Source organism: Kocuria sp. CPCC 205260, from assembly GCF_040981045.1.
Classification (GTDB): Bacteria; Actinomycetota; Actinomycetes; order Actinomycetales; family Micrococcaceae; genus Kocuria; species Kocuria palustris.
This window is the reverse complement of the sequence record NZ_JAVKPT010000002.1, coordinates 75,010-98,819: the sequence shown is the minus strand read 5'-3', so window position 1 is coordinate 98,819 and position 23,810 is coordinate 75,010. Positions and strand designations below refer to the sequence as shown.

Annotated in this window: 18 protein-coding genes and 1 riboswitch; of the genes, 16 read left to right on the top strand and 2 right to left on the bottom strand. The window is 71.1% G+C overall.

The genetic code is table 11. The features are described from left to right. Positions 1-116: 116 nt before the first annotated feature. Complete coding sequence (locus tag RF645_RS05085) at positions 117-1,283, top strand: putative glycoside hydrolase (protein ID WP_058871991.1); 1,167 nt, start codon at positions 117-119, stop codon at positions 1,281-1,283. A 45-nt stretch (positions 1,284-1,328) separates the two neighbouring features. Here RF645_RS05085 and nadE read toward each other — a convergent pair whose 3' ends face one another. Then, positions 1,329-2,150 (bottom strand): ammonia-dependent NAD(+) synthetase, encoded by an 822-nt coding sequence (gene nadE / locus RF645_RS05080; RefSeq protein ID WP_058871992.1) that lies wholly within the window; start codon positions 2,148-2,150, stop codon positions 1,329-1,331. A gap of 134 nt (positions 2,151-2,284) precedes the next feature. Here nadE and RF645_RS05075 point away from each other — a divergent pair, with 134 nt between their 5' ends. From RF645_RS05075 to RF645_RS05005, 15 genes are all read left to right on the top strand, one after another. Further along, complete coding sequence (locus RF645_RS05075) at positions 2,285-2,689, top strand: molybdopterin-binding protein (RefSeq protein WP_058871993.1); 405 nt, start codon at positions 2,285-2,287, stop codon at positions 2,687-2,689. Continuing rightward, complete coding sequence (gene modA / locus RF645_RS05070) at positions 2,686-3,453, top strand: molybdate ABC transporter substrate-binding protein (protein WP_006214136.1); 768 nt, start codon at positions 2,686-2,688, stop codon at positions 3,451-3,453. Before RF645_RS05075 ends, modA begins: the two co-directional genes overlap by 4 nt. A gap of 95 nt (positions 3,454-3,548) precedes the next feature. Beyond that, positions 3,549-4,475, top strand: a complete 927-nt coding sequence (locus tag RF645_RS05065) for an ABC transporter permease (RefSeq protein ID WP_006214137.1) — start codon at positions 3,549-3,551, stop codon at positions 4,473-4,475. Continuing rightward, positions 4,472-5,110 carry an ATP-binding cassette domain-containing protein gene (locus RF645_RS05060; RefSeq protein ID WP_006214138.1) on the top strand — a complete coding sequence of 213 codons (639 nt, stop codon included), beginning with the start codon at positions 4,472-4,474 and terminating at the stop codon, positions 5,108-5,110. Before RF645_RS05065 ends, RF645_RS05060 begins: the two co-directional genes overlap by 4 nt. Positions 5,111-5,138: 28 nt before the next feature. After that, the gene (locus tag RF645_RS05055; protein WP_024289675.1) at positions 5,139-6,170 is read left to right on the top strand and encodes a Gfo/Idh/MocA family protein; all 1,032 of its coding nucleotides are present in this window, start codon (positions 5,139-5,141) and stop codon (positions 6,168-6,170) included. Positions 6,171-6,180: 10 nt separating this feature from the next. Continuing rightward, a complete protein-coding gene (pyrE, locus tag RF645_RS05050) occupies positions 6,181-6,765 on the top strand; it encodes an orotate phosphoribosyltransferase (protein WP_006214140.1) in 585 nt (194 codons plus the stop codon). Continuing rightward, positions 6,758-7,408 carry an RNA methyltransferase gene (locus RF645_RS05045; RefSeq protein ID WP_006214141.1) on the top strand — a complete coding sequence of 217 codons (651 nt, stop codon included), beginning with the start codon at positions 6,758-6,760 and terminating at the stop codon, positions 7,406-7,408. The genes pyrE and RF645_RS05045 overlap by 8 nt, the downstream gene beginning before the upstream one ends. Before the next feature lie 372 nt (positions 7,409-7,780). Further along, on the top strand, positions 7,781-9,223 hold the full coding sequence (locus tag RF645_RS05040; protein ID WP_058871994.1) for a hypothetical protein: 1,443 nt from the start codon (positions 7,781-7,783) through the stop codon (positions 9,221-9,223). A 118-nt stretch (positions 9,224-9,341) separates the two neighbouring features. Then, positions 9,342-11,156: a GT4 family glycosyltransferase PelF gene (pelF, locus tag RF645_RS05035; protein ID WP_058871995.1), complete on the top strand. Its 1,815-nt coding sequence runs from the start codon at positions 9,342-9,344 to the stop codon at positions 11,154-11,156. After that, positions 11,153-12,244, top strand: a complete 1,092-nt coding sequence (locus tag RF645_RS05030; RefSeq protein WP_058871996.1) for a putative glycoside hydrolase — start codon at positions 11,153-11,155, stop codon at positions 12,242-12,244. Before pelF ends, RF645_RS05030 begins: the two co-directional genes overlap by 4 nt. A 121-nt stretch (positions 12,245-12,365) precedes the next feature. After that, positions 12,366-13,388, top strand: coding sequence for a class II fructose-bisphosphate aldolase (gene fbaA / locus RF645_RS05025; protein WP_058871997.1), 1,023 nt, complete (start codon positions 12,366-12,368; stop codon positions 13,386-13,388). Positions 13,389-13,818: 430 nt separating this feature from the next. After that, positions 13,819-15,921, top strand: a complete 2,103-nt coding sequence (locus RF645_RS05020; protein ID WP_058871998.1) for a PTS mannitol transporter subunit IICBA — start codon at positions 13,819-13,821, stop codon at positions 15,919-15,921. Beyond that, positions 15,918-17,063 carry a mannitol-1-phosphate 5-dehydrogenase gene (locus RF645_RS05015; RefSeq protein ID WP_058871999.1) on the top strand — a complete coding sequence of 382 codons (1,146 nt, stop codon included), beginning with the start codon at positions 15,918-15,920 and terminating at the stop codon, positions 17,061-17,063. The genes RF645_RS05020 and RF645_RS05015 overlap by 4 nt, the downstream gene beginning before the upstream one ends. A gap of 198 nt (positions 17,064-17,261) precedes the next feature. Then, complete coding sequence (gene glmS / locus RF645_RS05010) at positions 17,262-19,136, top strand: glutamine--fructose-6-phosphate transaminase (isomerizing) (protein ID WP_058872000.1); 1,875 nt, start codon at positions 17,262-17,264, stop codon at positions 19,134-19,136. A 180-nt stretch (positions 19,137-19,316) separates the two neighbouring features. Beyond that, positions 19,317-19,736, top strand: coding sequence for a DUF3151 domain-containing protein (locus RF645_RS05005; RefSeq protein WP_058872001.1), 420 nt, complete (start codon positions 19,317-19,319; stop codon positions 19,734-19,736). A gap of 225 nt (positions 19,737-19,961) precedes the next feature. Here the strand turns inward: RF645_RS05005 and metE are convergent, their stop codons facing one another. After that, on the bottom strand, positions 19,962-23,396 hold the full coding sequence (gene metE, locus RF645_RS05000) for a 5-methyltetrahydropteroyltriglutamate--homocysteine S-methyltransferase (RefSeq protein ID WP_082677023.1): 3,435 nt from the start codon (positions 23,394-23,396) through the stop codon (positions 19,962-19,964). Positions 23,397-23,520: 124 nt separating this feature from the next. After that, positions 23,521-23,620: riboswitch (SAM riboswitch) on the bottom strand. Positions 23,621-23,810 lie beyond the last annotated feature (190 nt).

The window sequence follows — 23,810 nt, the reverse complement described above, 5'->3', positions numbered from 1 at the left end:
GGGCGACGGTGGGGGCCGTCGCCCGGTACAGGGGAGTCCCGGCGACGGCATCGTCCGCGACCGGGCACGGGTCGTGCGCAGTGCGCGCCGGCCGACGAGAAGGGGGAGCGGAGCACATGGCCGATTCGACGGACAGTGCCCGAGAGCGCATCGGGGGCGGCCGTCCGGGCGCGTGGGTGCGGCTGGGAGGCGCCGCCAGCGAGGGCAGGCGCGCACTGGAGATCGGGCACGCCGTGGGCGAGGTCGGCACGGTCGTGCTGGAGCCGTGGGAGACGGCCGCGGCGCAGCGGCTGAAGTCCGAGGACCCGGCGGTCGTGGTGCTGTGCCGCCGGCGCACGCTGATCGTGGACGAGTCCGAGACCGGCCCCGTGCACTCGAACGGGCTGTCCTACGACCAGGCCGAGGCGAACGGCTGGGTGGCGCGCAGCCGGGCCGAGGAGGCCATCACATGGGGGGCGCACCCGGGCCAGTGGCAGCTGCGGATCTGGGACCCGGCCTGCCGCACCGCCTGGACCGAGGCGATCGTGCGCGAGCTGTCGGACTCGCCCTTCGACGGCGTGCTGGCCGATGACCTGGACCTCGACGACCACCCGTTGGACCTCCCGCTGCCGGACCTGGGCTCCGACACGCAGCTGCGCGAGGCGCACGATGCCCTGATCCGCCAGGCCGGCGAGGCGCTGAACGGGATCGGGAAGCTGCTCATCGCCGTCGTCGAGGACGCGCGGCGGATGCCTGAGCGCTGGGTCGAGCTCTCGGCCTGGGGCGGGGTGTGCGAGCCGACGTGGCTGAGCACCGCCCACGGCCGGATGCTCGATCCCGGGGCCGCCCGGCAGCAGGCCTCGCTCATCACGAGCGAGGGCCCGGGTCGGGTGCCGGCCGAGCAGCTCGTGCTCGTGCGGATGCCGATCGCGGCGTCGCTGCTGCGTCGCACCGAGCTGGACCAGGCCCAGGAGCAGCAGCTCGTGCGCTGCGGGCTGGCGGCGTTCTGGGTCTTCGGCGCCGGGCGCGGCCGCTTCGCAGCGGGCTCCCGCGACGGCACCCGGGCGCACTGGATCCCGGAGATGCAGTGGGACCTCGGAGCCCCGCTGGGACCTGCCGAGGGCGTGGTGAGCATGTGGTCGCGCGAGTTCGAGGGCGGCTGGGCCGTGGTCAACCTGGCCTCCGACGGGCGACGTCGCCGTCATGTGACGATCCCTGAGGGCATGCTGGGCCCGGACGGGGCCCCGATGCGCGGCACCCAAGTCCTGCGCGCGCACCAGGGCATCCTGCTGCGCCGCGCCTGAGGGCCGCGGCCTGGGCTGCTGGCGCCCGGGCCCCTCAGCGAGTGCTCAGCGCCACCAGTCGTCGAGCAGCGTGGCCGGGGTGGTGCGCTTGTGCCGGGTCATCCGCCAGCGAGCCTCGATCCGCTCGGCGATCTCGTCGGGGACCTCGCGGCCCTCGAGATAGTCGTCGATGCTGTCGTAGCCCAGCCCGAGCTCGTCCTCGTCGGTGCGACCGGGGGAGGTGTCGAGCAGATCGGCGGTGGGGGCCTTGGACCACAGCGGCTCGGGCCCGCCGAGGTGGCGGACGATGCTGCGGATCTGGCGCTTGTCCAGGCCGAACAGCGGCAGGACGTCGGCGGCGCCGTCGCCGAACTTGGTGAAGAAGCCGGTCACGGACTCGGCGCCGTGGTCCGTGCCGAGCACGAGCAGGCCCCGCTGGCCTGCAATCGCGTACTGGGCCACGGCGCGCACGCGGGCCTTGATATTGCCCTTGTTGAAGTCGCTGGTCGCAGCGCCCAGGGCGGCCTCGACCTGCTGGGCGATCCCGTCGGCTCCGGGGGCCACATCGACCGTGAGCGCCTCGTCGGCGCGGATGAAGCGGAGGGCCTCCTGGGCGTCGTCCTCGTCGGCCTGCACGCGGTAGGGCAGGCGGACGGCCACGAACGAGGCCTCCCGCCCCTCCTGCCGCATCTGCTCGACGGCCAGCTGGGCCAGCCGCCCGGCCAAGGTCGAGTCCACACCGCCGGAGATCCCCAGGACGAATCCAGGGCAGCGGGAGGCCGCCGCGTAATCGCACAGCAGCTGCACGCGGCGCTGGACCTCCTGCGCCGGATCGATCCGGGGCTGGACGCCCATCTCCTCGATGATCGCCTTCTGCAGTTTGCGCATGGACTCATTGTAGCCAGCCTGCACGTCCGGGGATGTGGGCTCTGAGGGCGGGCGGAAACCCCGCATGAAGCCCGATCTGCGGAATATCAGGCAACATCCTGCCGCATCTGCGGATCCGGAATACGGTGAGGCGCATGAAGGCGCTCTCGGTGGCCCAGGCGGCCTCCTTCCTCGATGTCAGCGACGACACCGTCCGGCGGTGGATCTCGGCGGGCAGGCTCACGGAGCACCGCGACGACGCCGGGCGCGGCGTGGTCGATGCCCTCGAGCTGGCGCAGCTGGCCAAGAGCCAGGCCCATCAGCCGGAGGACCCCACGGCCGTGGTCAGCTCGGCGCGCAACCGCTGGGTCGGGCTCGTCACCGAGGTCTGCTCGGACACGGTGATGTCCCAGGTCGAGATTCAGTGCGGTCCGCACCGCGTGGTCTCGCTGATGTCCACGGAGGCCGTGCAGGAGCTGGGCCTGGAGCCCGGCTCGATCGCCACCGCCTCGGTCAAGGCCACCCACGTGGTCGTCGACGTCCCGGGGGAGGGGCGATGAGCGCGCGCACCCTGCGCCCGCTGGCCCTGGCGGCCGTCCCCGCGCTGGCCCTGAGCGGCTGCGGAGGCTTGGAAGAGGACGGCGAGGAGCAGCAGACGCTGACGGTCTTCGCGGCCGCCTCGCTGACGGACAGCTTCACCGATCTGGCCGAGCAGTTCGAGGAGGACCACCCCGACGTGGACGTGCAGCTCAGCTTCGCCGGCTCCTCCGCGCTGGTCTCCCAGCTGGAGGAGGGCGCCGACGCCGACGTCCTGGCCACCGCCGATGAGCGCACCATGGACCAGGCCTCCGAGGGCGGGCTGCTCGAGAGCGAGCCGCAGACCCTGGCCACCAACACCCTGACCATCGCGGTGCCGGCCGGCAATCCCGGTGGAGTCGAGTCCTGGGAGGATCTCTCCTCCGCCGAGCTCGACACCGTGATCTGCGAGCAGCGCGTGCCCTGCGGCGCCGCGACCGTCGAGCTCGAGGACGTCACCGGAGTGGAGGTGGCCGCCGTGAGCGAGGAGGGCTCCGTGACGGACGTGCTGGGCAAGGTGGCCTCGGGCCAGGCGGACGCAGGCGTGGTCTACCGCACCGACGTCACCTCCGCGGGTGATCAGGTCGAGGAGATCGAGATCCCCGACACCGACCGGGCCGTCAACCGCTACCCGATCTCGGTCCTGACCGATTCCGAGGACCAGGACCTGGCCCAGGAGTTCTCCGACTTCGTGCGCAGCGACACCGGGCGGGAGCGGCTCGAGCAGGAGGGCTTCGGCGCTCCGTGAGCGAGCAGTCCGGGCAGCCCAGCGCTGATGAGCAGTGCCCCGCGGACGGTGCCGGACGCGGGGACCGAGCAGCGAGCCGGGGAAGAGCGCGGCGGATGGCTGGAGCAGGAAGGCCCCCGCGGGCCCGACGCCCCCGCCTGGCCCTCCCCGGCTGGCTGCTGATCCCCGCCGTCGTCGGCGCGCTGCTGATCGTGCTGCCCGTGCTCGGGATGATCCTGCGGATCGAGCCCGGGCGGCTCTGGCCGCTCATCACGTCCGAGGCCTCGCTGGATGCCCTGTGGCTCAGCCTGCGCACCGCCGCCGTGAGCACCGCGCTGTGCCTGGTGCTGGGCACGCCGATGGCGCTGATCCTGGCGCGCACCAGCTTCCCGGGCCACCGCTTCGTGCGCTCGGTCGTGCTGCTGCCCCTGGTCCTGCCGCCCGTGGTGGGCGGGCTGGCGCTGCTCTACGTCTTCGGTCGGGTCGGGCTGCTCGGGCGCCACCTGGAGGCGCTCGGGATCGAGATCGCCTTCTCCACGGCTGCGGTGGTGCTGGCGCAGACCTTCGTGGCGCTGCCCTTCCTGGTCGTGGGGGTCGAGGGCGCCCTGCGCAGCGCCGGTGATCGGCACGAGGCGATCGCCGCCACCCTGGGGGCCTCGCCGTCGACCGTGCTGCGCCGGGTCACGCTGCCGCTCGTGCTGCCGGGGATGGGCTCGGGCGCGGTCCTGGCCTTCGCCCGGTGCCTGGGGGAGTTCGGCGCGACCCTGACCTTCGCGGGGTCGCTGCAGGGCGTCACCCGGGCCCTGCCCCTGGAGATCTATCTGCAGCGGGAGTCCGATCCGCAGGCGGCCGTGGCGCTGGCGCTCGTGCTGGTGCTGGTCGCGGTGCTGATCGTGGGGCTGTCCGCGCCGCGGCAGCTCGAACGGGCGCGGCCCGCCCGCGCTCGCGATGCCCATGCCCTGGACGGCGAGCCCCGCAGCGACGCTCCCCGCGACCCCGTCCCTGCCGCCGCCCCGCTGGGCTCCGGCGGTGAGCGCTCGTGAGCCTGCGCGTGCAGTTCGCGCTCGCCCAGCGCGGGCTCGACGTCGCCTTCGAGGTCGCCGACGGGGAGACCGTCGCTCTGAGGGGCCCCAACGGCTCCGGGAAGTCCACGATCCTGGAGGTGGTGGCCGGGCTGCTGGTGCCCGATCGGGGCAGCCTCGAGCTCGGCGGGCGCCGGCTGATGGATCTGCGGGGCCGCGGCCTCTGGGTCCCGCCGCATCGACGCCGGATCACCCTCATGGCCCAGCACCCGCTGCTGCTGCCGCACCTGGACGTGCTCGACAATGTCGCCTTCGGCCCGCGCAGCGCTGGGGCCAGCCGTGCCGAGTCCCGCCGACGGGCCCGCCGCTGGCTCGAGGCGACCGGCACCGAGCAGTTCGCCCGGCGCCGCGCCCACGAGCTCTCCGGCGGGCAGTCCCAGCGCGTCGCCCTGGCCCGCGCCCTGGCAGCCGAGCCGGAGGTGCTGCTGCTCGACGAGCCGCTGGCGGCCGTGGATGCCGAGGGCTCGCAGGACCTGCGCGAGCTGCTCGCGCGCCTGCTCGAGGTCCGCACCGCCGTGGTGGTCACCCACGACCCGGACGACGCCCGCGCGCTGGCCGATCGCATCCTGCATCTGGAGGCCGGGCGGATCCGCTGAGTCGGTGCCGCGTGCCACCATGGCCTCCATGAGCGCCTCCGATCCCGTCCTGACCGCCACCGGCCGCACCCTGGGCTGGGGCGTGATCTCCACCGGAGCCATCGCCCGCAAGGTCGTGCCGGACATCGCCGCCCTGGCCGATGCCCGCATGGTCGCCGTCTCCTCGCGCACCGCCGCTTCCGCAGAGGCCTTCGCCGCCGAGCACGGGATCGAACGGGCCTGTGGCGGTGCGGACGGCATGCAGCGGCTGCTCGCCGACCCGGAGGTCGACGTCGTCTACATCGCCACGCCCCACGGGCAGCATCACGAGCACCTGCTGGCCTCGCTGGAGGCGGGCAAGCATGTGGTCTGCGAGAAGGCTTTCACCATGACTGCCGCACAGGCGAGGGAGGCGATCGAACTGGCTCGGGAGCGCGGGCTGTTCCTCATGGAGGGGCTGTGGACGCGCTTCCTGCCGGTGCGACGGCGGATCGCCGAGATCCTGGACTCCGGGGAGATCGGGCGTCCCCGCTGGGTGCAGGCGGACCTGGGCTTCCGCGGCCCCGATGACGACCAGCATCGCCTGTGGCGGGTCGACGCCGGCGGCGGAGCCCTGCTCGACATGGGCTGCTACGCCCTGCACTGGCCGTGGCTGGCCCTCGGGGAGCCGACCCGGCTGAGCGCCTCGGCGGTCTTCCGCGGCGACGTCGACGGGCTCACGCAGATCTGCCTGCAGACCGAGCACGGCGGCGCGCAGATGACCGTGTCCCTGCTGTCCCAGGGCCCGCGCCGGGCCGTGATCTCCGGGGAGGACGGCACGATCGAGATCGCCTCGCCCATGCACCGCCCGGCCTCGTTCACCGTGGTCGATCTCCAGGGCGGCCGCCGGGAGGAGAGCTTCGAGGTCCAGGGCGCGGGGTACTGCTACGAGATGCGCGAGGCCACCCGCTGCGTCCAGGAGGGCCTGCAGGAATCGCCCGTGATGCCGTGGGCCGACACCCTGCGGCAGATGGAGCTGCTGGATGAGATGCGCGCCCAGATCGGGCTGCGCTACCCGGGCCACGACTGCCCCGCCGCCTAGAATCTCCACCATGACCACTCAGACGCAGACCGCCCCGGATTCCGCCGCAGCTCGCGAGAGGCTGCGCGAGCTCATCGTCGAGCTCGCCGTCGTGCGCGGACGGGTCACCCTGGCCTCCGGCATGGAGGCCGACTACTACATCGATCTGCGCCGCGTGACCCTGCAGCACGAGGCCTCCCGTCTGGTGGGGCAGGTCATGCTGGAGCTGCTGGATGACGCCGGCATCGAGTTCGACGCCGCCGGCGGGCTGACCATGGGTGCCGACCCCGTCGGCTCGGCGATCATGCGTGCCGCCGGAGACGCCGGGCGTCCCATCGACACCTTCGTGGTGCGCAAGGCGCAGAAGTCCTACGGCATGGGGCGCCAGGTCGAGGGCCCCTCGGTCGAGGGCCGCCGCGTCGTCGTGGTGGAGGACACCTCCACCACGGGCGGCTCCGCGCTGACCGCGGTCGAGGCGCTGCAGCGCGCCGGGGCGGAGGTGGTCGCTGTCGCGATCATCGTGGACCGCGCCACCGGCGCCAAGGAGCGCATCGAGGAATCCGCCGGGGTGCCCTGCCTGTACGCCTTCGGCAAGGACGAGCTCGGGCTTGACTGAGCCTCCGGCGGAAGACGGGCCGCACCAGGTCGGCGTCGGCCCGTGGGAGGGCCCATGGCCGGACGGTGAGCACTGGGACCCCGAGCTGCTGCGCCACGGCGACCGCCGCAACGTGGTCGACGAGTTCCGCTACTGGCGGCTGGAGGCCATCGTGGCCGCCCTCGACGAGCGGCGCCACGGCTTCCACGTGGCGATCGAGAACTGGGGCCACGACTTCAACATCGGCTCGGTGGTGCGCACCGCGAATGCCTTCCTGGCCAGGGAGGTGCACATCATCGGGCGCCGCCGCTGGAACCGGCGCGGGGCCATGGTGACGGATCGCTACCAGCATCTGCGCCACCACCCCAGCACGGAGCAGTTCCTGGCCTGGGCCCGGCAGGAGGGGCTGCCGGTGATCGCGGTGGACAACGTGGCAGGCTCCGAGCCGCTCGAGCTCTTCGACCTGCCGCAGCGCTGCGTCCTGCTGTTCGGGCAGGAGGGCCCCGGCGTCTCGCCCGAGGTCCTGGAGGCGGCAGCGGCCACCGTGGCGATCGAGCAGTTCGGCTCGACCCGCTCGATCAATGCCGGTGCCGCGGCAGCCGTGACGATGCATGCGTGGATCCGACGGCATGTCCACGGGCAGATCCCCGCTGGTGGGAGCTGAGACCTGCCTCTCTAGAACTGCTATGGCCTCTATATAAGTGCGAATTCATCGTACCGGCGCGTAGCAACACGTCATAGTCCGCTGCGACCAACGCGAACAGGTGTGATCGCGGTCGTGTCCTGAAAATGAACGATCCGCATGATCGCGGGCATGACCTTTCTCTATGACAATTCATCGTCCCTGGTTGGGGGGAACCGTGAGGCAGGTCACCGCGAAAAGACGGGAATGCTCCCGTCGTCTCGGCCCATTCTTGAGGGGCGCGACGACCATTCCCGCAGGAATGTCTGACAGCTCAGCGGACCGGGGAGTCCGTGAGGACCGGGGGGTCCGCAGGCATGTCATCTCGTCGGCGCACGATTTCCGGGGAGAGCCATGGCCACCGTGTCCGAAGTCCTTCACGACGCCTACAGCCGTCGACGCATCATCACCATCGCCGTCGCGGCACTGGCCACGCTGGCCGTTCCGTTGCTGCTGCCGAGCGTCCCCCAGGGGCAGCGCGGCATCGTCCTGGCCGCCGGCGTGGTCATCGGCCTGGTGACCGTGATGTCCATGCCCAGCACCAGGCTCAACTCCGCGATCGTGGGAGAGCACGAGAGCGCGGGCACCATGCGCCAGGGCGTGGCCCTGGCGCTCTACCTGTCGCCGCTGATCCTGCTGAACATCGTGTTCCCGCTGGTCTCGCCGACGATCTCCCAGCAGGAGTTCGCGGGCGTCTCGCTGACGCACATCATCCTGGCCAGCTCGATCACCACCCCCTGGCTCGCCCAGGCGGCCTGCATGCCGGCCTACCGCGGCATCGCCGAGATGATGGCCGAGAAGGACATGGACCGGATCGCACGGCGGTTCTGCCAGGGCTGGCTGCCCATGTTCGTGCAGTCCATGCCGCTGGTCGTCCTCTTCGCCGTGCCCCTGTGGCTGGCCACCGGGTGGAACCTGCAGGCCGTGGGGCTCTACGGAGTGCTGTGCCTCCTGCACCTGCTGTTCGTCCAGTCGCTCGTGATCGCCAACGTGGGCCAGAACCGCGGCCACTGGGCTGCCGCCTGGGCCGCCTACGCCCTGGCGCTGGCCGTGGCCCCCACCTGGGTGTGGCTGCCGCCGCTGGCCGCGGCCGCGACCCAGCTCTGGTTCATCCGCGGGAACCTGCGCCACCTCGCGGCCATGCAGCGCCTGGCGCACCAGGACGTGGCCAAGGACCTCGTGCGCGGCCTGCTGCTCGGCGCCGTGCTGTGGGCGGACAAGTTCGTGCTCTTCCTGAGCACCGACGGCGGCTTCCACGTGATCGTGGTCTTCATGGCCATGCTGCCCGCCGTGCTGGCCTACAACTTCTACTTCGTGAACCTCGCCCCGGCCGTCGACAAGTCCATCCAGGGCCTGCACGCCGCGATCCAGGGCGAGTCCATGAACGAGCTGGTCTCGACCTCCGGGCGCCTGGCCCGCGTGATCGACCGCTCGGTGCTGCGCACCGGCGCCCTGGGAATGGTCCTCACCCTGGCCTGCTCCCTGGTGCTGGGCTCGATCTTCCCCGAGCAGCTCATGCTCGCCGTCGTCGTCGCCCTGTCGTCCTGGTGCTTCCTGATGCTGACCATGCTCAGCTACGAGCTGGACTACATCGGCGAGCGGTTCGCCCCGCAGTCCCTGGGCGCCGTCCACATCGCCGTGCTCGCGCTGTCCTTCGCGGCGCTGCCGGTGCTCAGCGCCTACGGAGTGGTCCTGCTGGCCGACCTGGTCCTGGTGGCGATCGCCTGGGTCCTCTACAAGCGGCACTGGTCGCAGCCGGAGTACACGCTCTTCTGGCGCCACGCCGTCGCCTGGTGACCCCTCGGGTCGGCGCCGGGCTCTCGCGCGCCGACCCCCTGCAGGCCCCGCCTGCCGACGCCCCGTCGTCCGCCGTACCCCCAGACCCGCGCAGCATCGCCGCACAGGAGACTTCCGCATGAGCATCCTCGACCACCTCACCAGCGCCCTCGGCCGCCGTCGCCCCGACTTCGGCACGCCCTCGACCGATATGTCCATCCCGGCCGTCGCCGCCCGCAGCGGGGACTACCCCGAGGTCGACGTCGCGATCGTCATGGAGTCGACCTACCCCTACCTCAAGGGCGGCGTCTCGGCCGTCGTGCACGACATCGTGGTGGGCAACCCGGACATCGAGTTCGGCATCATCCACATCGCCTGGGACTCGAACTCCCCGCTGACGGATCTCTACGACGTCCCGTCGAACGTGAAGTGGGTCCGTCCGGTCTTCCTGGCCCTCGACGAGCACCGCCACGACTTCTCCTCGGTGCGCCCCGAGGCCCTGGGCATGAGCCCGAGCGAGCGCCGCCGTCTCGTGGAGCGGCTCTTCGACGCCTTGGAGGCCCTGTCCGAGCGCCGCGAGGACGGCCCCCTGTGGGAGCTGCTCGAGGAAGGCATGCTCGAGTCCACCCGCACGTACCCGCTGTGGGCGCTGCTGGGCACCCGCGAGTTCATGGAGGGCGTCTCCCGCCGCCTGCCGGGGCTCGGGATGTCCCTGTCGGACGCGTTCTGGCTGCTGCGCAACTACTTCTCGCTGGCGCATGCGGTGCTGGGCGAGACCATGCCGCGGGCCCGCGTCTACCACGCGCACACGACCGGCTATGCCTCGCTCATGGCCGCGGGCGCGGCGCGCGAGCACGGCACGTCCTTCCTGCTCACCGAGCACAACCTGTACGTCCGCGACACCGTGAACACCCTGCTGGGGCGCAACATGGCCCTGCCGATCGCCTCCGGGGACTACCGCACCTTCGACGTCTCCGCCGAGGAGCGGGCCTGGATGGCCTGGTGGATCGAGATGGGCCACTTCTGCTATCCGTCGGCCAAGGTGGTCACCTACCTCTACCCGTCGGCGATCGCCGAGGCAGCCTCGCTGGGCTCGGACATCGACAAGGCGGTCGTGCTGCCCAACGGCATGGTCATCGACGAGTTCGAGCGCCCGTACATGGCCCGGGCCGAGGCCATGCAGTCCATGCTCGCGGATCCGTCCAGCCACACCTGGAACCTCGTCTACATCGCCCGCCTGGTGCCCATCAAGGGCCTGCTCGACCTGCTGGACTCCATGTCCATGCTGCGCGAGTCCGGGCACGGCAACGTGCACCTGCACGTGCTGGGCCCCACCGAGCACGATCCGGGCTATCGCGACATGTGCCTGCAGAAGATCAAGGCCCTGGACCTCGAGGACATGGTCACGATCTACGGCACGGTCAACGTGCGCGAGATGCTGCACGAGTTCGACCTGCTGGTCCTGCCGTCCTACAACGAGGGCCAGCCGATCGTGGTCCTGGAGGCCATGGCTGCCGGCATCCCCACCGTGGGCACCAACGTGGGCGGCATGCAGCAGCTGATCTGGGACGACCTCAAGGGCGCCGACGATCAGGTCTACGGCCCCTGCGGTCAGCTCGTGGAGGCTGGCGACACCCGCATGATGGCCGACGGCATCCGCGCGGTGATCAGCGATCCCGAGCGCTATCGCGCCTACAGCCAGACCGCTCGCGACCGCGTGCAGAACTTCTTCCAGCTGCACGAGGTCATGGCCTCCTACAACCAGCTCTACCGGATGCTCGGCGGGATCCCCGGCCGCGTGCCGGCCTCGCTGTACCTCGAGGACTACGAGCTGCTCGACCCGGTGGACGGCCCGCTGGCCGCTGCGGCCCAGCAGGCCGACGAGTCCGCGGTCTCGCAGCTGGACACCGTGTTCGACCTCGCGGAGATCCGCGAGTCCGGGCGGCGCCGGTGAGCGGTGCCGGGGCCTGGATCCGCTACGGCGAGCCTCTGCGCCCGGAGGAGCTCGACTTCGCGGCCGAGCACTACCGGGCAGCGATCCTGCAGCCCTGGGAGCTCGAGGCGGCGGCGCAGCTCAAGCGCCGCCGCCCGGAGATGACGGTCATCTGCTACAAGTGCCTGTCCTCCACGCGCTCCTACGAGCCCGGGCCCGTCCACTCCTCGGGCGTCTCCCACGCGGAGGCCGAGGACGCCGGCGACGACTGGTTCGCGCGGCGCCCGGACGGATCACGGATCGAGTGGCAGCGCTATCCGGGGCACTGGCAGATGGCCGTGTGGGATCCGCGGTATCGGCAGCGATGGGTCCGAAATGTCGTGGACGAGCTCGCCGACTCGCCGTTCGACGGTGTCATGGCCGACAACGACGTCTACGACGACTACTACGGCCTGGACCTGCCGCTGCGCGGCATCGAGTCCATGGCGCAGATCCGCGAGGCCCTGGGCGAGCTCGTGGCGGCCGCCGGGGAAGGGCTGCAGGCCCACGGCAGGGTCCTGATCCCCAACATCGCCGAATCGCGACGCACCCCGGGGCGCTGGCAGGAGCACGCGCGCTGGGGCGGCGGGTTCGAGGAGGTCTGGCTGGGCTACAGCCCCACCGACCTGTTCGACCCCGTCACCGCCGAGGCACAGCTGCCCCAGGCTGCCGGGCCTGGGCTGTCGATCCTGCGGGTCCCCACGGACGGCACCGACACCCACCCGAACTTCCTGTACGGCCTGGCGGCCTTCTGGATCTTCGGCGAGGGCCGCGGTGCCTACTCGGCCACCGGCCACGACGACTACTCCAAGCTCCAGCACGTCCCCGAGCTCGACATGGACCTGGGTGCCCCCCTCGAGGAGCCGCAGGGGGATCGGCACGTCTGGCAGCGGCGGTTCGCGCACGGCTTCGCCGCCGTGAACCTGAACCAGGACGGACGACGCCGGCGGCGGATCGATCTGCCTCCTGGGCTCGTCGACGGGCAGGGTCGGACCGTGGGCGGCTCGATCGTGCTGGAGCCGCATCGCGGCGTCGTGCTGCGTGTGGACCCGGCCGCGACCGGCAACTGAGGCCACCGGGTGCAGGAGCCTGCCGCCGCGAGAGCGCACGGCCTAGACTGGAGGGAGCACGTACCGGGCCGCGCAGCTCAGCGTCCGTCCGGAGATCCTCCAGAGGAAGAAGGAGCCAGGCATGCCCATCGCCACACCTGACGTCTACGGCCAGATGCTGGACACCGCCAAGGAGAAGGGCTTCGCGTACCCCGCGATCAACGTCACCTCCTCCCAGACCCTGAACGCCGCCATCCGCGGCTTCGCGGAGGCCGGCTCGGACGGCATCATCCAGGTCTCCACCGGCGGCGCCGCCTACTGGTCCGGCTCCTCCAAGAAGGACATGGTCGTGGGCTCGCTGGCCTTCGCCGCCTTCGCCCGCGAGGTCGCCAAGCAGTACGACGTCAACATCGCGCTGCACACCGACCACTGCCCGCAGGACAAGCTCGAGGGCTTCGTGCTGCCGCTGCTGGAGGAGTCGGAGAAGGCCGTCGCCCGCGGCGAGGACCCCATCTTCCAGTCGCACATGTGGGACGGCTCCGCGATCGACCTGGACGAGAACCTGCGCATCGGCGCGGACCTGATCGAGCGCACCGGCAAGGCGCACATCGTCCTGGAGGTCGAGATCGGCGCCGTCGGCGGCGAGGAGGACGGTGTCGTCGGCGAGATCAACGACACCCTCTACACCACCACCGACGACGCCATCAAGACCGTCGAGGCCCTGGGCCTGGGCGAGAAGGGCCGCTACATCACGGCACTGACCTTTGGCAACGTCCACGGCGTCTACAAGCCGGGCAACGTGCGGCTGCGTCCCGAGCTGCTCAAGCAGATCCAGGACGAGGTCGGGCAGAAGTACGGCAAGGACCGCCCGTTCGACCTGGTGTTCCACGGTGGCTCCGGCTCCTCCGAGCAGGAGATCTCGGATGCCGTGTCTTACGGCGTCATCAAGATGAACGTCGACACCGACACCCAGTACGCCTTCACCCGCCCGGTCGCCGGTCACATGCTCGCCAACTACGACGGCGTGCTGAAGGTCGACGGCGAGGTCGGCAACAAGAAGCTCTACGATCCCCGCGTCTGGGGCGCCAAGGCCGAGGACGGCATGGCCGCCCGCGTGGTCCAGGCCTGCGAGAACCTGGGCTCCGCCGGCACCAGCGTCAAGTGATCTTCTGCTGATCATCGCCGACGCGCTGCACTGACCGCGCAGTCGTCGGCTCCACGGGCTGCTCTCCCCGCCGCAGGGGAGGGTGGCCCGTCGTCGTGCCCGGACCGATGCGGGCTCGCCCTCGGACCTTCGTGCCTGCGCTGCAGCCTGTGGACACATCCGAGACGGCCAGTGCGTCAGATGTGCTTCAGCGTGTTCCCGGATGTGACGCGGGGCATTAGTCTGTGGGCAGCATCCGGGCACTGCCCCTTGTGGGGCTCATCTCGAGCGCACCACCAGCTGACCGAACGCGCGTCGAGACCGACGCCTTCCGCGCCCTCCGACCGGAGACCGCACCACCGCTCGACTCTGCCTTCGAGACCGGTCCGTGAGCCCCGCTTGCAGGCCCTGCCCCTCGAGGCGAGGCGACTTGAAACACCAGGGGAGTCCCTTGTCCACCACCGCCACCGCGTCTGCCCCCGCGCAGACCGAGAAGAAGAAGGGCGGAGCGCGCGTCCGCGTGCAGAAGTTCGGCACCTTCCTCTCCTCCATGATCATGCCGAACATCGGCGCCTTCATCGCCTGGGGCATCATCACCGCTCTGTTCATCCCGGCCGGCTTCACGCCGAACGAGAAGATCGGCTCCATGGTCGGGCCCATGGTCACGTACCTGCTGCCCCTGCTGATCGCCTACACGGGCGGCAAGCTCGTGGCGGATGTCCGCGGCGGCGTCGTGGGCGCAGTGGGCACCATGGGTGTCATCCTGGCGACCTCCTCTCCGGTGTTCATCGGCGACGCCCCCGCCTCGCCCATGTTCCTGGGCGCCATGATCATGGGCCCGCTGTCGGCCTGGGTCATCAAGAAGTGGGATCAGTGGGCCGTGCCCCGCATCCCCACCGGCTTCGAGATGCTGGTCAACAACTTCTCCGCGGGCATCATCGGCGCGATCATGGCGATCGCCTCTATGTTCCTGCTGGCCCCGATCATGCTGCTCCTCATGGCGGGCGCCGGTGCGGCCGTCGAGTTCCTGATCGACAGCTCGCTGCTGCCCCTGGCCTCGCTGCTGATCGAGCCAGCCAAGATCCTGTTCCTGAACAACGCGATCAACCACGGCATCCTGACCCCGCTGGGCACCCAGCAGTCCCTCGAGCAGGGCTACTCGATCCTCTACCTGCTGGAGGCCAACCCCGGCCCCGGCCTGGGCGTGCTGATCGGCTACATGATCTTCGGCAAGGGCATGGCGCGGGGCTCCGCACCGGCCGCGGCCATCATCCACACCTTCGGCGGCATCCACGAGATCTACTTCCCGTACGTGCTCATGAAGCCGCAGCTGCTCATCGCGACCATCCTGGGCGGCATGTCCGGTGTGCTCGTGGAGCTGCTCTTCGACGCGGGTCTGCGCTCACCGGCTGCCCCGGGCTCGATCATCTTCCTCATCAGCAACGCCCCGCCCGCCCAGATGCTCGGCGTGATCCTGGGCTTCCTGGCCGCCACCGTGGTCTCCGCCGCGATCTCCTGCGCCATCCTGCGCATGTCCAAGAGCGACGAGGGCGACCTGGCCAAGGCGGCCGCCGACATGGAGGCCATGAAGGGCAAGAAGTCCTCCGTGGGCGGTATGTTCGCAGCCGGCGGCGCCGCCGGCGCTGCAGGTGCTTCCGCCGGCTCGATCCCCGAGATCAAGGCCATCGTCTTCGCCTGCGACGCCGGCATGGGCTCCTCCGCCATGGGCGCCTCGGTCCTGCGCAGCAAGATCAAGGACGCCGGCTTCGGCGGCGACGTCACCGTGGTCAACAAGGCCATCAACTCGCTCACGGACGAGTACGACCTGCTCGTCTCGCACGAGGACCTGGCCGATCGCGCGGCGACCCCCACGCCCTCGGCGCATCACGTCACGGTGGACAACTTCATGCAGTCCCCGCGCTACGACGAGATCGTCGAGCTCATCCGCGAGCAGCGTCAGGGCGGCTCGGCCGGCTCCGCTGAGATCCCGGCCGAGCAGGGCACCTCGGGCAGCGCCGCCGCAGCTGGTGCGGGAGCAGGCACCGCGACCGCCGTCGCCGCTCCGGCCGGATCGCAGACCGATCCCACGCCGGCCTCCGAGGCCGCCGAGCACCAGGACGACCAGAAGGTGCTCACGCCCCAGACCATTCGTCTGGACGGCCGGGCCGCCTCGCGCGATGAGGCCATCGACCAGGCCGGCGCCCTGCTGGTCGAGGTCGGCGCCGTCGAGCAGTCCTACGTGACGGCCATGCACGAGCGCGAGCAGTCCGTGTCCACGTTCATGGGCAACGGCCTGGCGATTCCGCACGGCACGAACGAGGCGAAGGAGGCCATCCGCACGTCGGCCATGTCCTTCATCCGCTACGACGAGCCGGTGGACTGGAACGGCAAGGAGACCCGCTTCGTGATCGGCATCGCCGGTGCGGACGGCGGCCACATGGCCCTGCTGTCCAAGATCGCCAAGATCTTCTCCAAGAAGGAGACCATCGCCCAGCTCGAGGCGGCGCAGACTCCGGAGGAGATCCTCGACATCTTCGGAAAGGTGAACTCATGAAGGCACTGCACTTCGGCGCAGGCAACATCGGACGCGGCTTCGTCGGGGTCCTGCTCCACGAGGCCGGATACGAGCTGGTCTTCGCGGACGTCGCCGACGCTCTGATCGGGCAGATCAACGACCAGGACTCGTACGTGGTCCACGAGGTCGGCGAGGGCGCCCGCGATCACGAGGTCACCGGCTTCTCCGGGGTGAACTCGGCCTCCGACCTGGACGGGCTGCGCGAGCAGATCGTCTCGGCGGACATGATCACCACCGCCGTGGGACCGCGCGTCCTGCAGATCATCGCGCCCACCATCGCCGAGGGCCTGCGCGCCCGCGCGGAAGCCGGGGTCGAGGGCCGCGTGGCGGTCATGGCCTGCGAGAACGCGATCAACGCGACCCACGGGCTGGCGGAGGCCATCCGCGCCGCGTACCCGGAGGCCGATCAGGTCGCGATCTTCGCGAACACCGCGGTGGACCGGATCGTGCCGGATCAGGCGCCGGGCCAGGGCCTGGACGTCACCGTGGAGACCTACCACGAGTGGGCCGTCGAGTCCGGTCCCTTCCAGGGCCAGACCCCGGACGTCCCGGGCATCACCTGGGTCGAGGACCTCGAGCCGTACATCACGCGCAAGCTGTTCACGGTCAACACCGGGCACGCGGCCACCGCGTACTTCGGTCGCCAGGCGGGGATCACCAAGATCTCCGACGTCCTGGCCGATGCCCAGGTCCGCTCCCAGGTCGAGGCCGTGCTGGCCGAGACCAAGGAGCTGCTCGTGGCCAAGTTCGGCTTCGCGCCGGAGGTCCAGCAGGCCTACGTGGAGAAGATCATCACCCGCTTCACGAACCCGCACCTGCCGGACACCGTCGAGCGCGTGGGCCGTGCCCCGCTGCGCAAGATCTCGCGCACGGAGCGCTTCGTCGGCCCGGCCGCCGAGCTCGCCGAGCGCGGTCTGAGCGCCGACGCCCTCGTGGCTGCCGTCGCCGCGGCCCTGGCCTTCGACGTCCCCGAGGACCCGGAGTCCGCCGAGCTGCAGGCCCGCCTGGCCGCCGCACGCGGCGATCGTCAGGCCACCGACGCCCTGGTCACCGACCTGACCGGCATCGCCGAGGAGCATCCGCTGTTCCCAGCGCTGTCCGAGGTCTTCGCCGCGGCCTGATCACCGCGGCCTCGCCGGCCCCCGCTCCTGCCCCTTCGGGGGATGGGGGTGGGGGCAGTCGTCGTCGACGCAGCGCGACGGGAGCGCAGCAGCGCGCGACGACGTGTGACGGAGGCGGGGCCCTGTCGTCGCAGGCCGGTGCCCGCTGCCTGCACCGACACCGGTGTGCGGGCGCAGGTTTGCGGTAGCATTCCCGGCATGTGTGGAATCGTGGGATATGTCGGGCGCGCCCCCGAGGTCGATGAGAACCGGAATGCTCTGAACGTGGTCCTGGAGGGACTGCGTCGTCTGGAGTACCGCGGCTATGACTCCGCCGGCGTAGCGGTGCTCGCCGACGGCGTCATGGAGGTGCGCAAGAAGGCCGGCAAGGTCGCCGCTCTGGATGCAGAGCTCGCGGCGAACCCGTTGCCGATGTCCCCGCTGGGCATCGGGCACACCCGCTGGGCCACCCACGGCGGCCCCACCGATGAGAACGCGCATCCGCACATCGTCGCCGGTGGCCGCCTGGCCGTCGTGCACAACGGCATCATCGAGAACTTCGTGGAGCTCAAGCGCGAGCTGACCGAGAAGGGGTACACCTTCGTGTCGGAGACCGACACCGAGGTCGCCGCCTCCCTGCTCGCCGACATCTACGAGAACCAGGCCGACCAGGACCTGACCCGCGCCATGCAGCTGGCCTGCGCCCGACTCGAGGGCGCCTTCACGCTGCTGGCCATCCACGTCGACCACCCGGACCGCATCGTGGCGGCCCGCCTGAACTCCCCGCTGGTCATCGGCGTGGGCGAGGGCCAGAACTTCCTGGGCTCCGACGTCTCGGGCTTCATCGATCACACCAAGTCCGCCGTCGAGATGGAGGACCGCCAGATCGTCACGGTCACCCCCGAGGGCTTCGAGATCACCGACTTCGACGGCGCCCCCTCCGAGGGCAAGCCCTTCGAGGTCCAGTGGTCCGCCGAGGCCGCGGAGAAGGGCGGCTTCCCGTCCTTCATGGACAAGGAGATCCACGACCAGCCCGCCGCCGTGCGCGACACCCTTCTGGGCCGCCTGGACGAGAACGGCAAGCTGACCCTGGACGAGCTGCGCATCGACGAGTCCGTCCTGCGCTCCGTCGACAAGATCGTCGTGATCGCCTGCGGCACCGCCGCCTACGCCGGCCAGGTCGCCCGCTACGCGATCGAGCACTGGTGCCGCATCCCCACCGAGGTCGAGCTCGCGCACGAGTTCCGCTACCGCGACCCCATCGTCAACGAGAAGACCCTGGTCGTCGCGCTGTCGCAGTCCGGCGAGACCATGGACACCCTCATGGCCATGCGCCACGCCTCGGAGCAGGGCGCCAAGGTCCTGGCGATCTGCAACACCAACGGATCCTCCATCCCGCGTGCGGCGGACGCCTCGCTGTACACGCACGCCGGCCCGGAGATCGCGGTCGCCTCCACCAAGGCGTTCCTGGCGCAGATCACCGCCGCCTACCTGCTGGGCCTGTACCTGGCGCAGCTGCGCGGCAACATGTTCGCCGACGAGATCCAGGACGTCCTGGAGGAGCTCCAGGCCATGCCGGAGAAGGTCCAGGCCGTCATCGACGAAGAGGACCAGCTCCGCCAGCTCGGCAAGGACTTCGCGGAGACCACCTCGGTGCTGTTCCTGGGCCGCCACGTCGGCTTCCCGGTGGCCATGGAGGGCGCGCTCAAGCTCAAGGAGATCGCCTACATCCACGCCGAGGGCTTCGCCGCCGGCGAGCTGAAGCACGGTCCGATCGCCCTGATCGAGCCGGGCCAGAAGGTCTTCGTGATCGTGCCATCCCCGCGCGGCCGCGACTCGCTGCATTCCAAGGTCGTCTCCAACATCCAGGAGATCCGCGCCCGCGGTGCCGAGACCATCGTGATCGCGGAGGAGGGCGACACCTCGGTCGAGGACTACGCCAACCACGTGATCCGCATCCCGCAGTCGCCCACGCTGCTCCAGCCGCTGCTGGCCACCGTGCCGCTGCAGATCTTCGCCTCCGCCATGGCCGAGGCCAAGGGCTATGACGTCGACCAGCCGCGCAACCTGGCCAAGTCCGTCACGGTCGAGTGACCTCTCGCGCGGCCTGATCCGCGCAACCCGCGCTGCGGCCCGGCATCCCCTGCTCTTCAGGGGATGCCGGGCCGCACGGAAGCATGATCTCAGCGGCCGAGCGGGCGTGGTGCCACCACGCATAGGCTGGGAGCAGAGCGTCCCGGGGAGCCCGGGGCACGCACGACGAGAGGAGCACCGATGTCGAGCATCGGCAAGAACCTGCTGGGCGAGCCCGATCCCACCCTGCTGCAGGAGAACGCGGAGATGGTCGCGCGCTTCGACGCCGGCGACGAGGCCGAGGACCTGGCGCCGGCGTTCCCCAAGGAGCAGCTGCCCTGGGCGATCCTGGCCGAGGAGGCGCTGGCCGACGGCCGGACGCTCGAGGGCTACGCCTACGCCCGAGTGGGCTACCACCGCGGTCTCGACGCCCTGCGCGCCAGCGGCTGGAAGGGCCACGGCCCGGTGCCGTACAGCCACGCGCCCAACCGCGGCTTCCTGCGCGCGCTGTCGGCTCTGGGCCAGGCGGCAGCGGCCATCGGCGAGCTCGACGAGGCCCAGCGCATCCAGAAGTTCCTCAACGACTCCGACCCGACGGCGGCCCAGCAGCTCCAGAGCTGACGTCGACCCGGAGGGGCGGCCTCATGCAGTGACGACGACGCCGGCTCGGCGGTCCGCTGCCCCGTGGCTGCACGGCCCACCGACACCTGGCGCGGGCCGCCGAGATCCATCGCTGGCGTCGACCCCGGCGACGGCCTGATGACGAACGGCGCGGCCGCACTCCCTGCAGCAGTGGTGCGGCCGCGCCGTTCGTCGTCGCCGAGCAGCGAAGGCCCGGACGGCTGATCAGACCGCGGGGGCCTCAGCCGTCTCGACGGAGGCGGCCTGACTGGCCGCCAGGCTCTCGCGCACGCGGGCAGTGGCCTCGACCAGGTGCTCGAGCGAGGTGCGGGTCTCGTCGTAGCCGCGGGTCTTCAGCCCGCAGTCGGGGTTGACCCACAGCCGCTCGGAGCTGACGTGCTCGAGGGCCTGGGTGAGCAGCGACTCGATCTCGTCGGTGCTGGGCACGCGCGGGGAGTGGATGTCCCATACGCCGGGGCCGAGCCCGCGCTCGAAGCCGACCGCGCGGACGTCGGCCAGCACCTCCATGCGCGAACGGGCCGCCTCGATGCTCGTGACATCGGCGTTCAGCGCGTCTACGCCGGCGATGACCTCGCCGAACTCCGAGTAGCACAGGTGCGTGTGGATCTGCGTGGCGTCGTCGACCGAGGAGGTCGCCCGGCGGAAGGACTCGACCGACCAGTCCAGGTAGGCGCTGCGATCGGCTCGGCGCAGGGGCAGCAGCTCGCGCAGGGCCGGCTCGTCGACCTGGATGATGCCGATCCCAGCGTCCTCGAGGTCGGCGATCTCATCGCGCAGGGCCAGGGCCACCTGATCGGCCGTCTCGGCCAGCGGCTGGTCGTCGCGCACGAACGACCAGGCCAGGATGGTGACCGGCCCGGTGAGCATGCCCTTGACCGGCTTGTCGGTCTGCTGCTGCGCCCAGGTGATCCACGGGACCGTGAAGGCCTCGCCGCGCAGCCCCTCGCCCTCGCGGGAGACGTCGCCCCACAGGATCGACGGACGCGTGGCCCGGGAGCCGTAGGACTGCACCCAGCCGTTGGCGGTCGTCGCGAAGCCGTCGAAGTGCTCGGCGAAGTACTGGACCATGTCGTTGCGCTCCGGCTCGCCGTGCACCAGCACGTCCAGGCCGAGCTCGTCCTGCAGGGCGATGACCCGGGAGATCTCCTCGCGCAGGAAGCCGTCGTAGGCGGCGTCGTCGATCCGTCCGGCGCGGTGATCGGCGCGGGCGCGGCGGACCTCCCCGGTCTGGGGGAAGGACCCGATCGTGGTGGTGGGCAGCACTGGAAGGCGGCCGCTGCCGAACGAGCGTCCCGCCTGGGCTGCGCGACGCTGCTCGGCGGTGCCGCGCTGCGAGTCGGCCTCGGTGAGGGAAGCAGTGCGGCCGCGGACCTCGTCGATGCGCACACCCGGGGCCGCAGCGCGGGTGCGGCGGGCCTCGTCGGCCTCCTGCAGCTCGGCGGCCACGGCCCCGCGGCCCTCGGCGAGCCCGCGTGCCAGGACGGCGACCTCGCGCACCTTCTCGTCGGCGAAGGCCAGCCAGGACCGGATCTCGGGGTCGAGCTCGGGCTCGGCCTCGAGGGTGTGCGGCACGTGGATCAGCGAGTTCGACGTGGCCACGGAGACCCGGGCGCCTGCGTCGCGGAAGCCCTCGAGCCGCTCGAGTGCGGCGGAGAGGTCGGTGCGCCAGACGTTGCGCCCGTTGACGACTCCGGCCACGAGCACCGGGGCGTCTGCCGAAGTGAACAGGCCGAGCTGGTCGTCGGTGAGACCGCCGCGAACGAGGTCCACGTGCACGGCCTCGGCACCCGAGCCGGTCAGCGCGCCGAGCAGCTCGCCCGCATCGCCGTAGGGGGAGGTGAGCAGCAGCTGGGGGCGCTCGTCGAGCCCTCCCAGGTATCCGGCCGCGCGCTCGATCGCCGCGCGCAGGTCCTGCTGAGAGAGGCGGGAGTGGTCCGCGACCAGGGCGGGCTCGTCGATCTGCACCCACTCGGCCCCGGCATCCTCGAGTGCTGCGAGGATCTCGCCGTAGATCGGCAGCAGCTCCTCGAGACGATCCAGGGGCTCGATGGGCTCGGCTGCGGTGCCGTCGTCCTTGGCCAGGGCCAGGAAGGTCACCGGGCCCACGAGCACGGGGCGCAGGCTCCGGCCCTGCTCGGAGGCCTCGGCCAGCTGCTCCAGCAGGCGGCCGGGCGCTGCGGCGAACTGCGTCTGCGCGCCGATCTCGGGCACCAGGTAGTGGTAGTTGGTGTCGAACCACTTGGTCATCTCGAGCGGCTGCCGGGCGTCGTCGCCGCGGGCCAGCACGAACTCCCCGGAGCGGTCCACGGTTCCGGTCTCGGTGCGCAGGTCGCCGAAGCGCGTCGGCACCGCGCCGACGGCGATCAGGGTGTCGAGCACGTGGTCGTAGAGCGCGTAGGAGCCGGGCACGGCCGAGGCCTGCTCCAGGCCCAGCCCCTCGAGGCGCTCGGCGGTGGAGGCACGCAGCTCGGCGGCGGAGGACTCGAGCTGCTCCAGGTCGCTGCGTCCGGCCCAGTGCGACTCGAGCGCGCGCTTGAGCTCGCGGTTCGGGCCGATGCGGGGATAGCCCAGGATCGTGGCGGTCGGGAAGGCGGCGGGCTGGGCGTCGTTCGAGATGGTCACTGCGGTCTCCTTATAGGTGCGGATGGGGCGCCCGTCGGCGGGCTGGGATGCGGGGATGAGTCCGGCGAGTCCGGCTGAAGGGGTGGGGCGGGGCAGATCGAGCTGCTCCAGGACGTCCAGGGCGGCCTCGTGCTGGTTGAACGTGTAGAGGTGCAGCCCGGGAGCCCCGGAATCCAAGGCAGCGCGTGCGCTGTGCACGGCAGAGCGGACGCCGATCCGGTGGCGCTCGGCGTCCGAGTCGGCCGTCTCGAGCTCGTGGGCCAGCAGCGGGTCCGGCTCCAGGCCGGCCAGGTCGCAGATGCGCAGGTACCGGCGCAGGCTCGTGACCGGCATGATCCCGGGGATGATCGGCAGCTCCACTCCGGCGCGACGAGCCCGGGACACGAAGGCCGCGTAGTCGTCGGCCTCGGGGTAGAGCTGAGTGATCGCGAAGTCGGCGCCGGCGCGCTGCTTGGCCAGCAGCACCTCGAGGTCCTGGTGCACGGAGGTCGACTCGGGGTGCTTGATCGGATAGGCGGCCACGCCGATCGAGACGTTGCCGGCGCACAGCTGGGCGGCTCGGCCGCGCTCGACCGAGCGGATCAGGTCCACCAGATGCCGGGCGAAGGGCAGCTCCTCAGGGCCGGGCTCGACGGCCGGATCCCGGTCCCCGCGCAGGGCCAGGACGCCGCGCACGCCCAGGTCCAGCAGCTCGTGGATCAGCTCGCGCAGCTGCATCTCCGTGACTCCCGTGCACAGCACGTGGGCCAGGGGGCGCAGCGGGGTCTCGAAGATCAGGTGGGACAGCAGCGCCATGGACTGGACGCGGCGCTGCGGATCGACCGCCGCGGTGACCGAGACGTAGTCCGGCACCGTGGGCGCCAGGGCCTCGATGGTCTGCAGGAGGGACTCGGTGCTGGCTGCGCTGCGCGGCGGGTAGAGCTCGTAGGACAGCGCGGGCACCGTCTTGCGGCGCGACGGCGCCCCCGTCTCCGGGGGACGATCCGAGCGCGGTGCTGGGGGATGGTGATCGGGCATTCCGTGTTCGCCTTTCCGTGGATGCCCGATGGAGGGCAGACCACGGGGTGCGCACGGAGGCCCGCGCCGCCGCTGAAGATGCGGCGGGGCACGGGGCCGGTGGACCACGGAAGTCTGAGAAGACGCTCCATCGGTCCTGGCGGGAGCACCGTTCCCCGCGAGATCCGCGGGGATGGTTGCTGCGACGTCGACGAGCCAGGTCTCTCGGTCGCTCTGGATAGATAGCGAGATAAATACCACCCCAGGCGGCCCTGCTTGTCAACCCCCGAGATCTCCCACGGCCGCCAGGGAGGGGCGCGCGATAGGATCGCCCCGGACCGTCGCGCCCTCGGCCCGTGGCGCGCGATCCGCCATGGCCTCCACAAGGCGCGTGGCGCGGCATCCAGACCTCGTGCGGGCCCAGTCAGGAGAGCA

What these genes read in the sequence shown, in the direction of transcription:
- glmS (WP_058872000.1), top strand. Translation starts at nt 17,262, where the DNA reads ATGTGTGGAATCGTGGGATATGTCGGGCGCGCCCCCGAGGTCGATGAG.
- RF645_RS05075 (WP_058871993.1), top strand. Translation starts at nt 2,285, where the DNA reads ATGAAGGCGCTCTCGGTGGCCCAGGCGGCCTCCTTCCTCGATGTCAGC.
- RF645_RS05040 (WP_058871994.1), top strand. Translation starts at nt 7,781, where the DNA reads ATGGCCACCGTGTCCGAAGTCCTTCACGACGCCTACAGCCGTCGACGC.
- modA (WP_006214136.1), top strand. Translation starts at nt 2,686, where the DNA reads ATGAGCGCGCGCACCCTGCGCCCGCTGGCCCTGGCGGCCGTCCCCGCG.
- RF645_RS05055 (WP_024289675.1), top strand. Translation starts at nt 5,139, where the DNA reads ATGAGCGCCTCCGATCCCGTCCTGACCGCCACCGGCCGCACCCTGGGC.
- fbaA (WP_058871997.1), top strand. Translation starts at nt 12,366, where the DNA reads ATGCCCATCGCCACACCTGACGTCTACGGCCAGATGCTGGACACCGCC.
- RF645_RS05065 (WP_006214137.1), top strand. Translation starts at nt 3,549, where the DNA reads ATGGCTGGAGCAGGAAGGCCCCCGCGGGCCCGACGCCCCCGCCTGGCC.
- nadE (WP_058871992.1), bottom strand. Translation starts at nt 2,150, where the DNA reads ATGCGCAAACTGCAGAAGGCGATCATCGAGGAGATGGGCGTCCAGCCC.
- RF645_RS05015 (WP_058871999.1), top strand. Translation starts at nt 15,918, where the DNA reads ATGAAGGCACTGCACTTCGGCGCAGGCAACATCGGACGCGGCTTCGTC.
- pyrE (WP_006214140.1), top strand. Translation starts at nt 6,181, where the DNA reads ATGACCACTCAGACGCAGACCGCCCCGGATTCCGCCGCAGCTCGCGAG.
- pelF (WP_058871995.1), top strand. Translation starts at nt 9,342, where the DNA reads ATGAGCATCCTCGACCACCTCACCAGCGCCCTCGGCCGCCGTCGCCCC.
- RF645_RS05005 (WP_058872001.1), top strand. Translation starts at nt 19,317, where the DNA reads ATGTCGAGCATCGGCAAGAACCTGCTGGGCGAGCCCGATCCCACCCTG.
- RF645_RS05085 (WP_058871991.1), top strand. Translation starts at nt 117, where the DNA reads ATGGCCGATTCGACGGACAGTGCCCGAGAGCGCATCGGGGGCGGCCGT.
- metE (WP_082677023.1), bottom strand. Translation starts at nt 23,396, where the DNA reads ATGCCCGATCACCATCCCCCAGCACCGCGCTCGGATCGTCCCCCGGAG.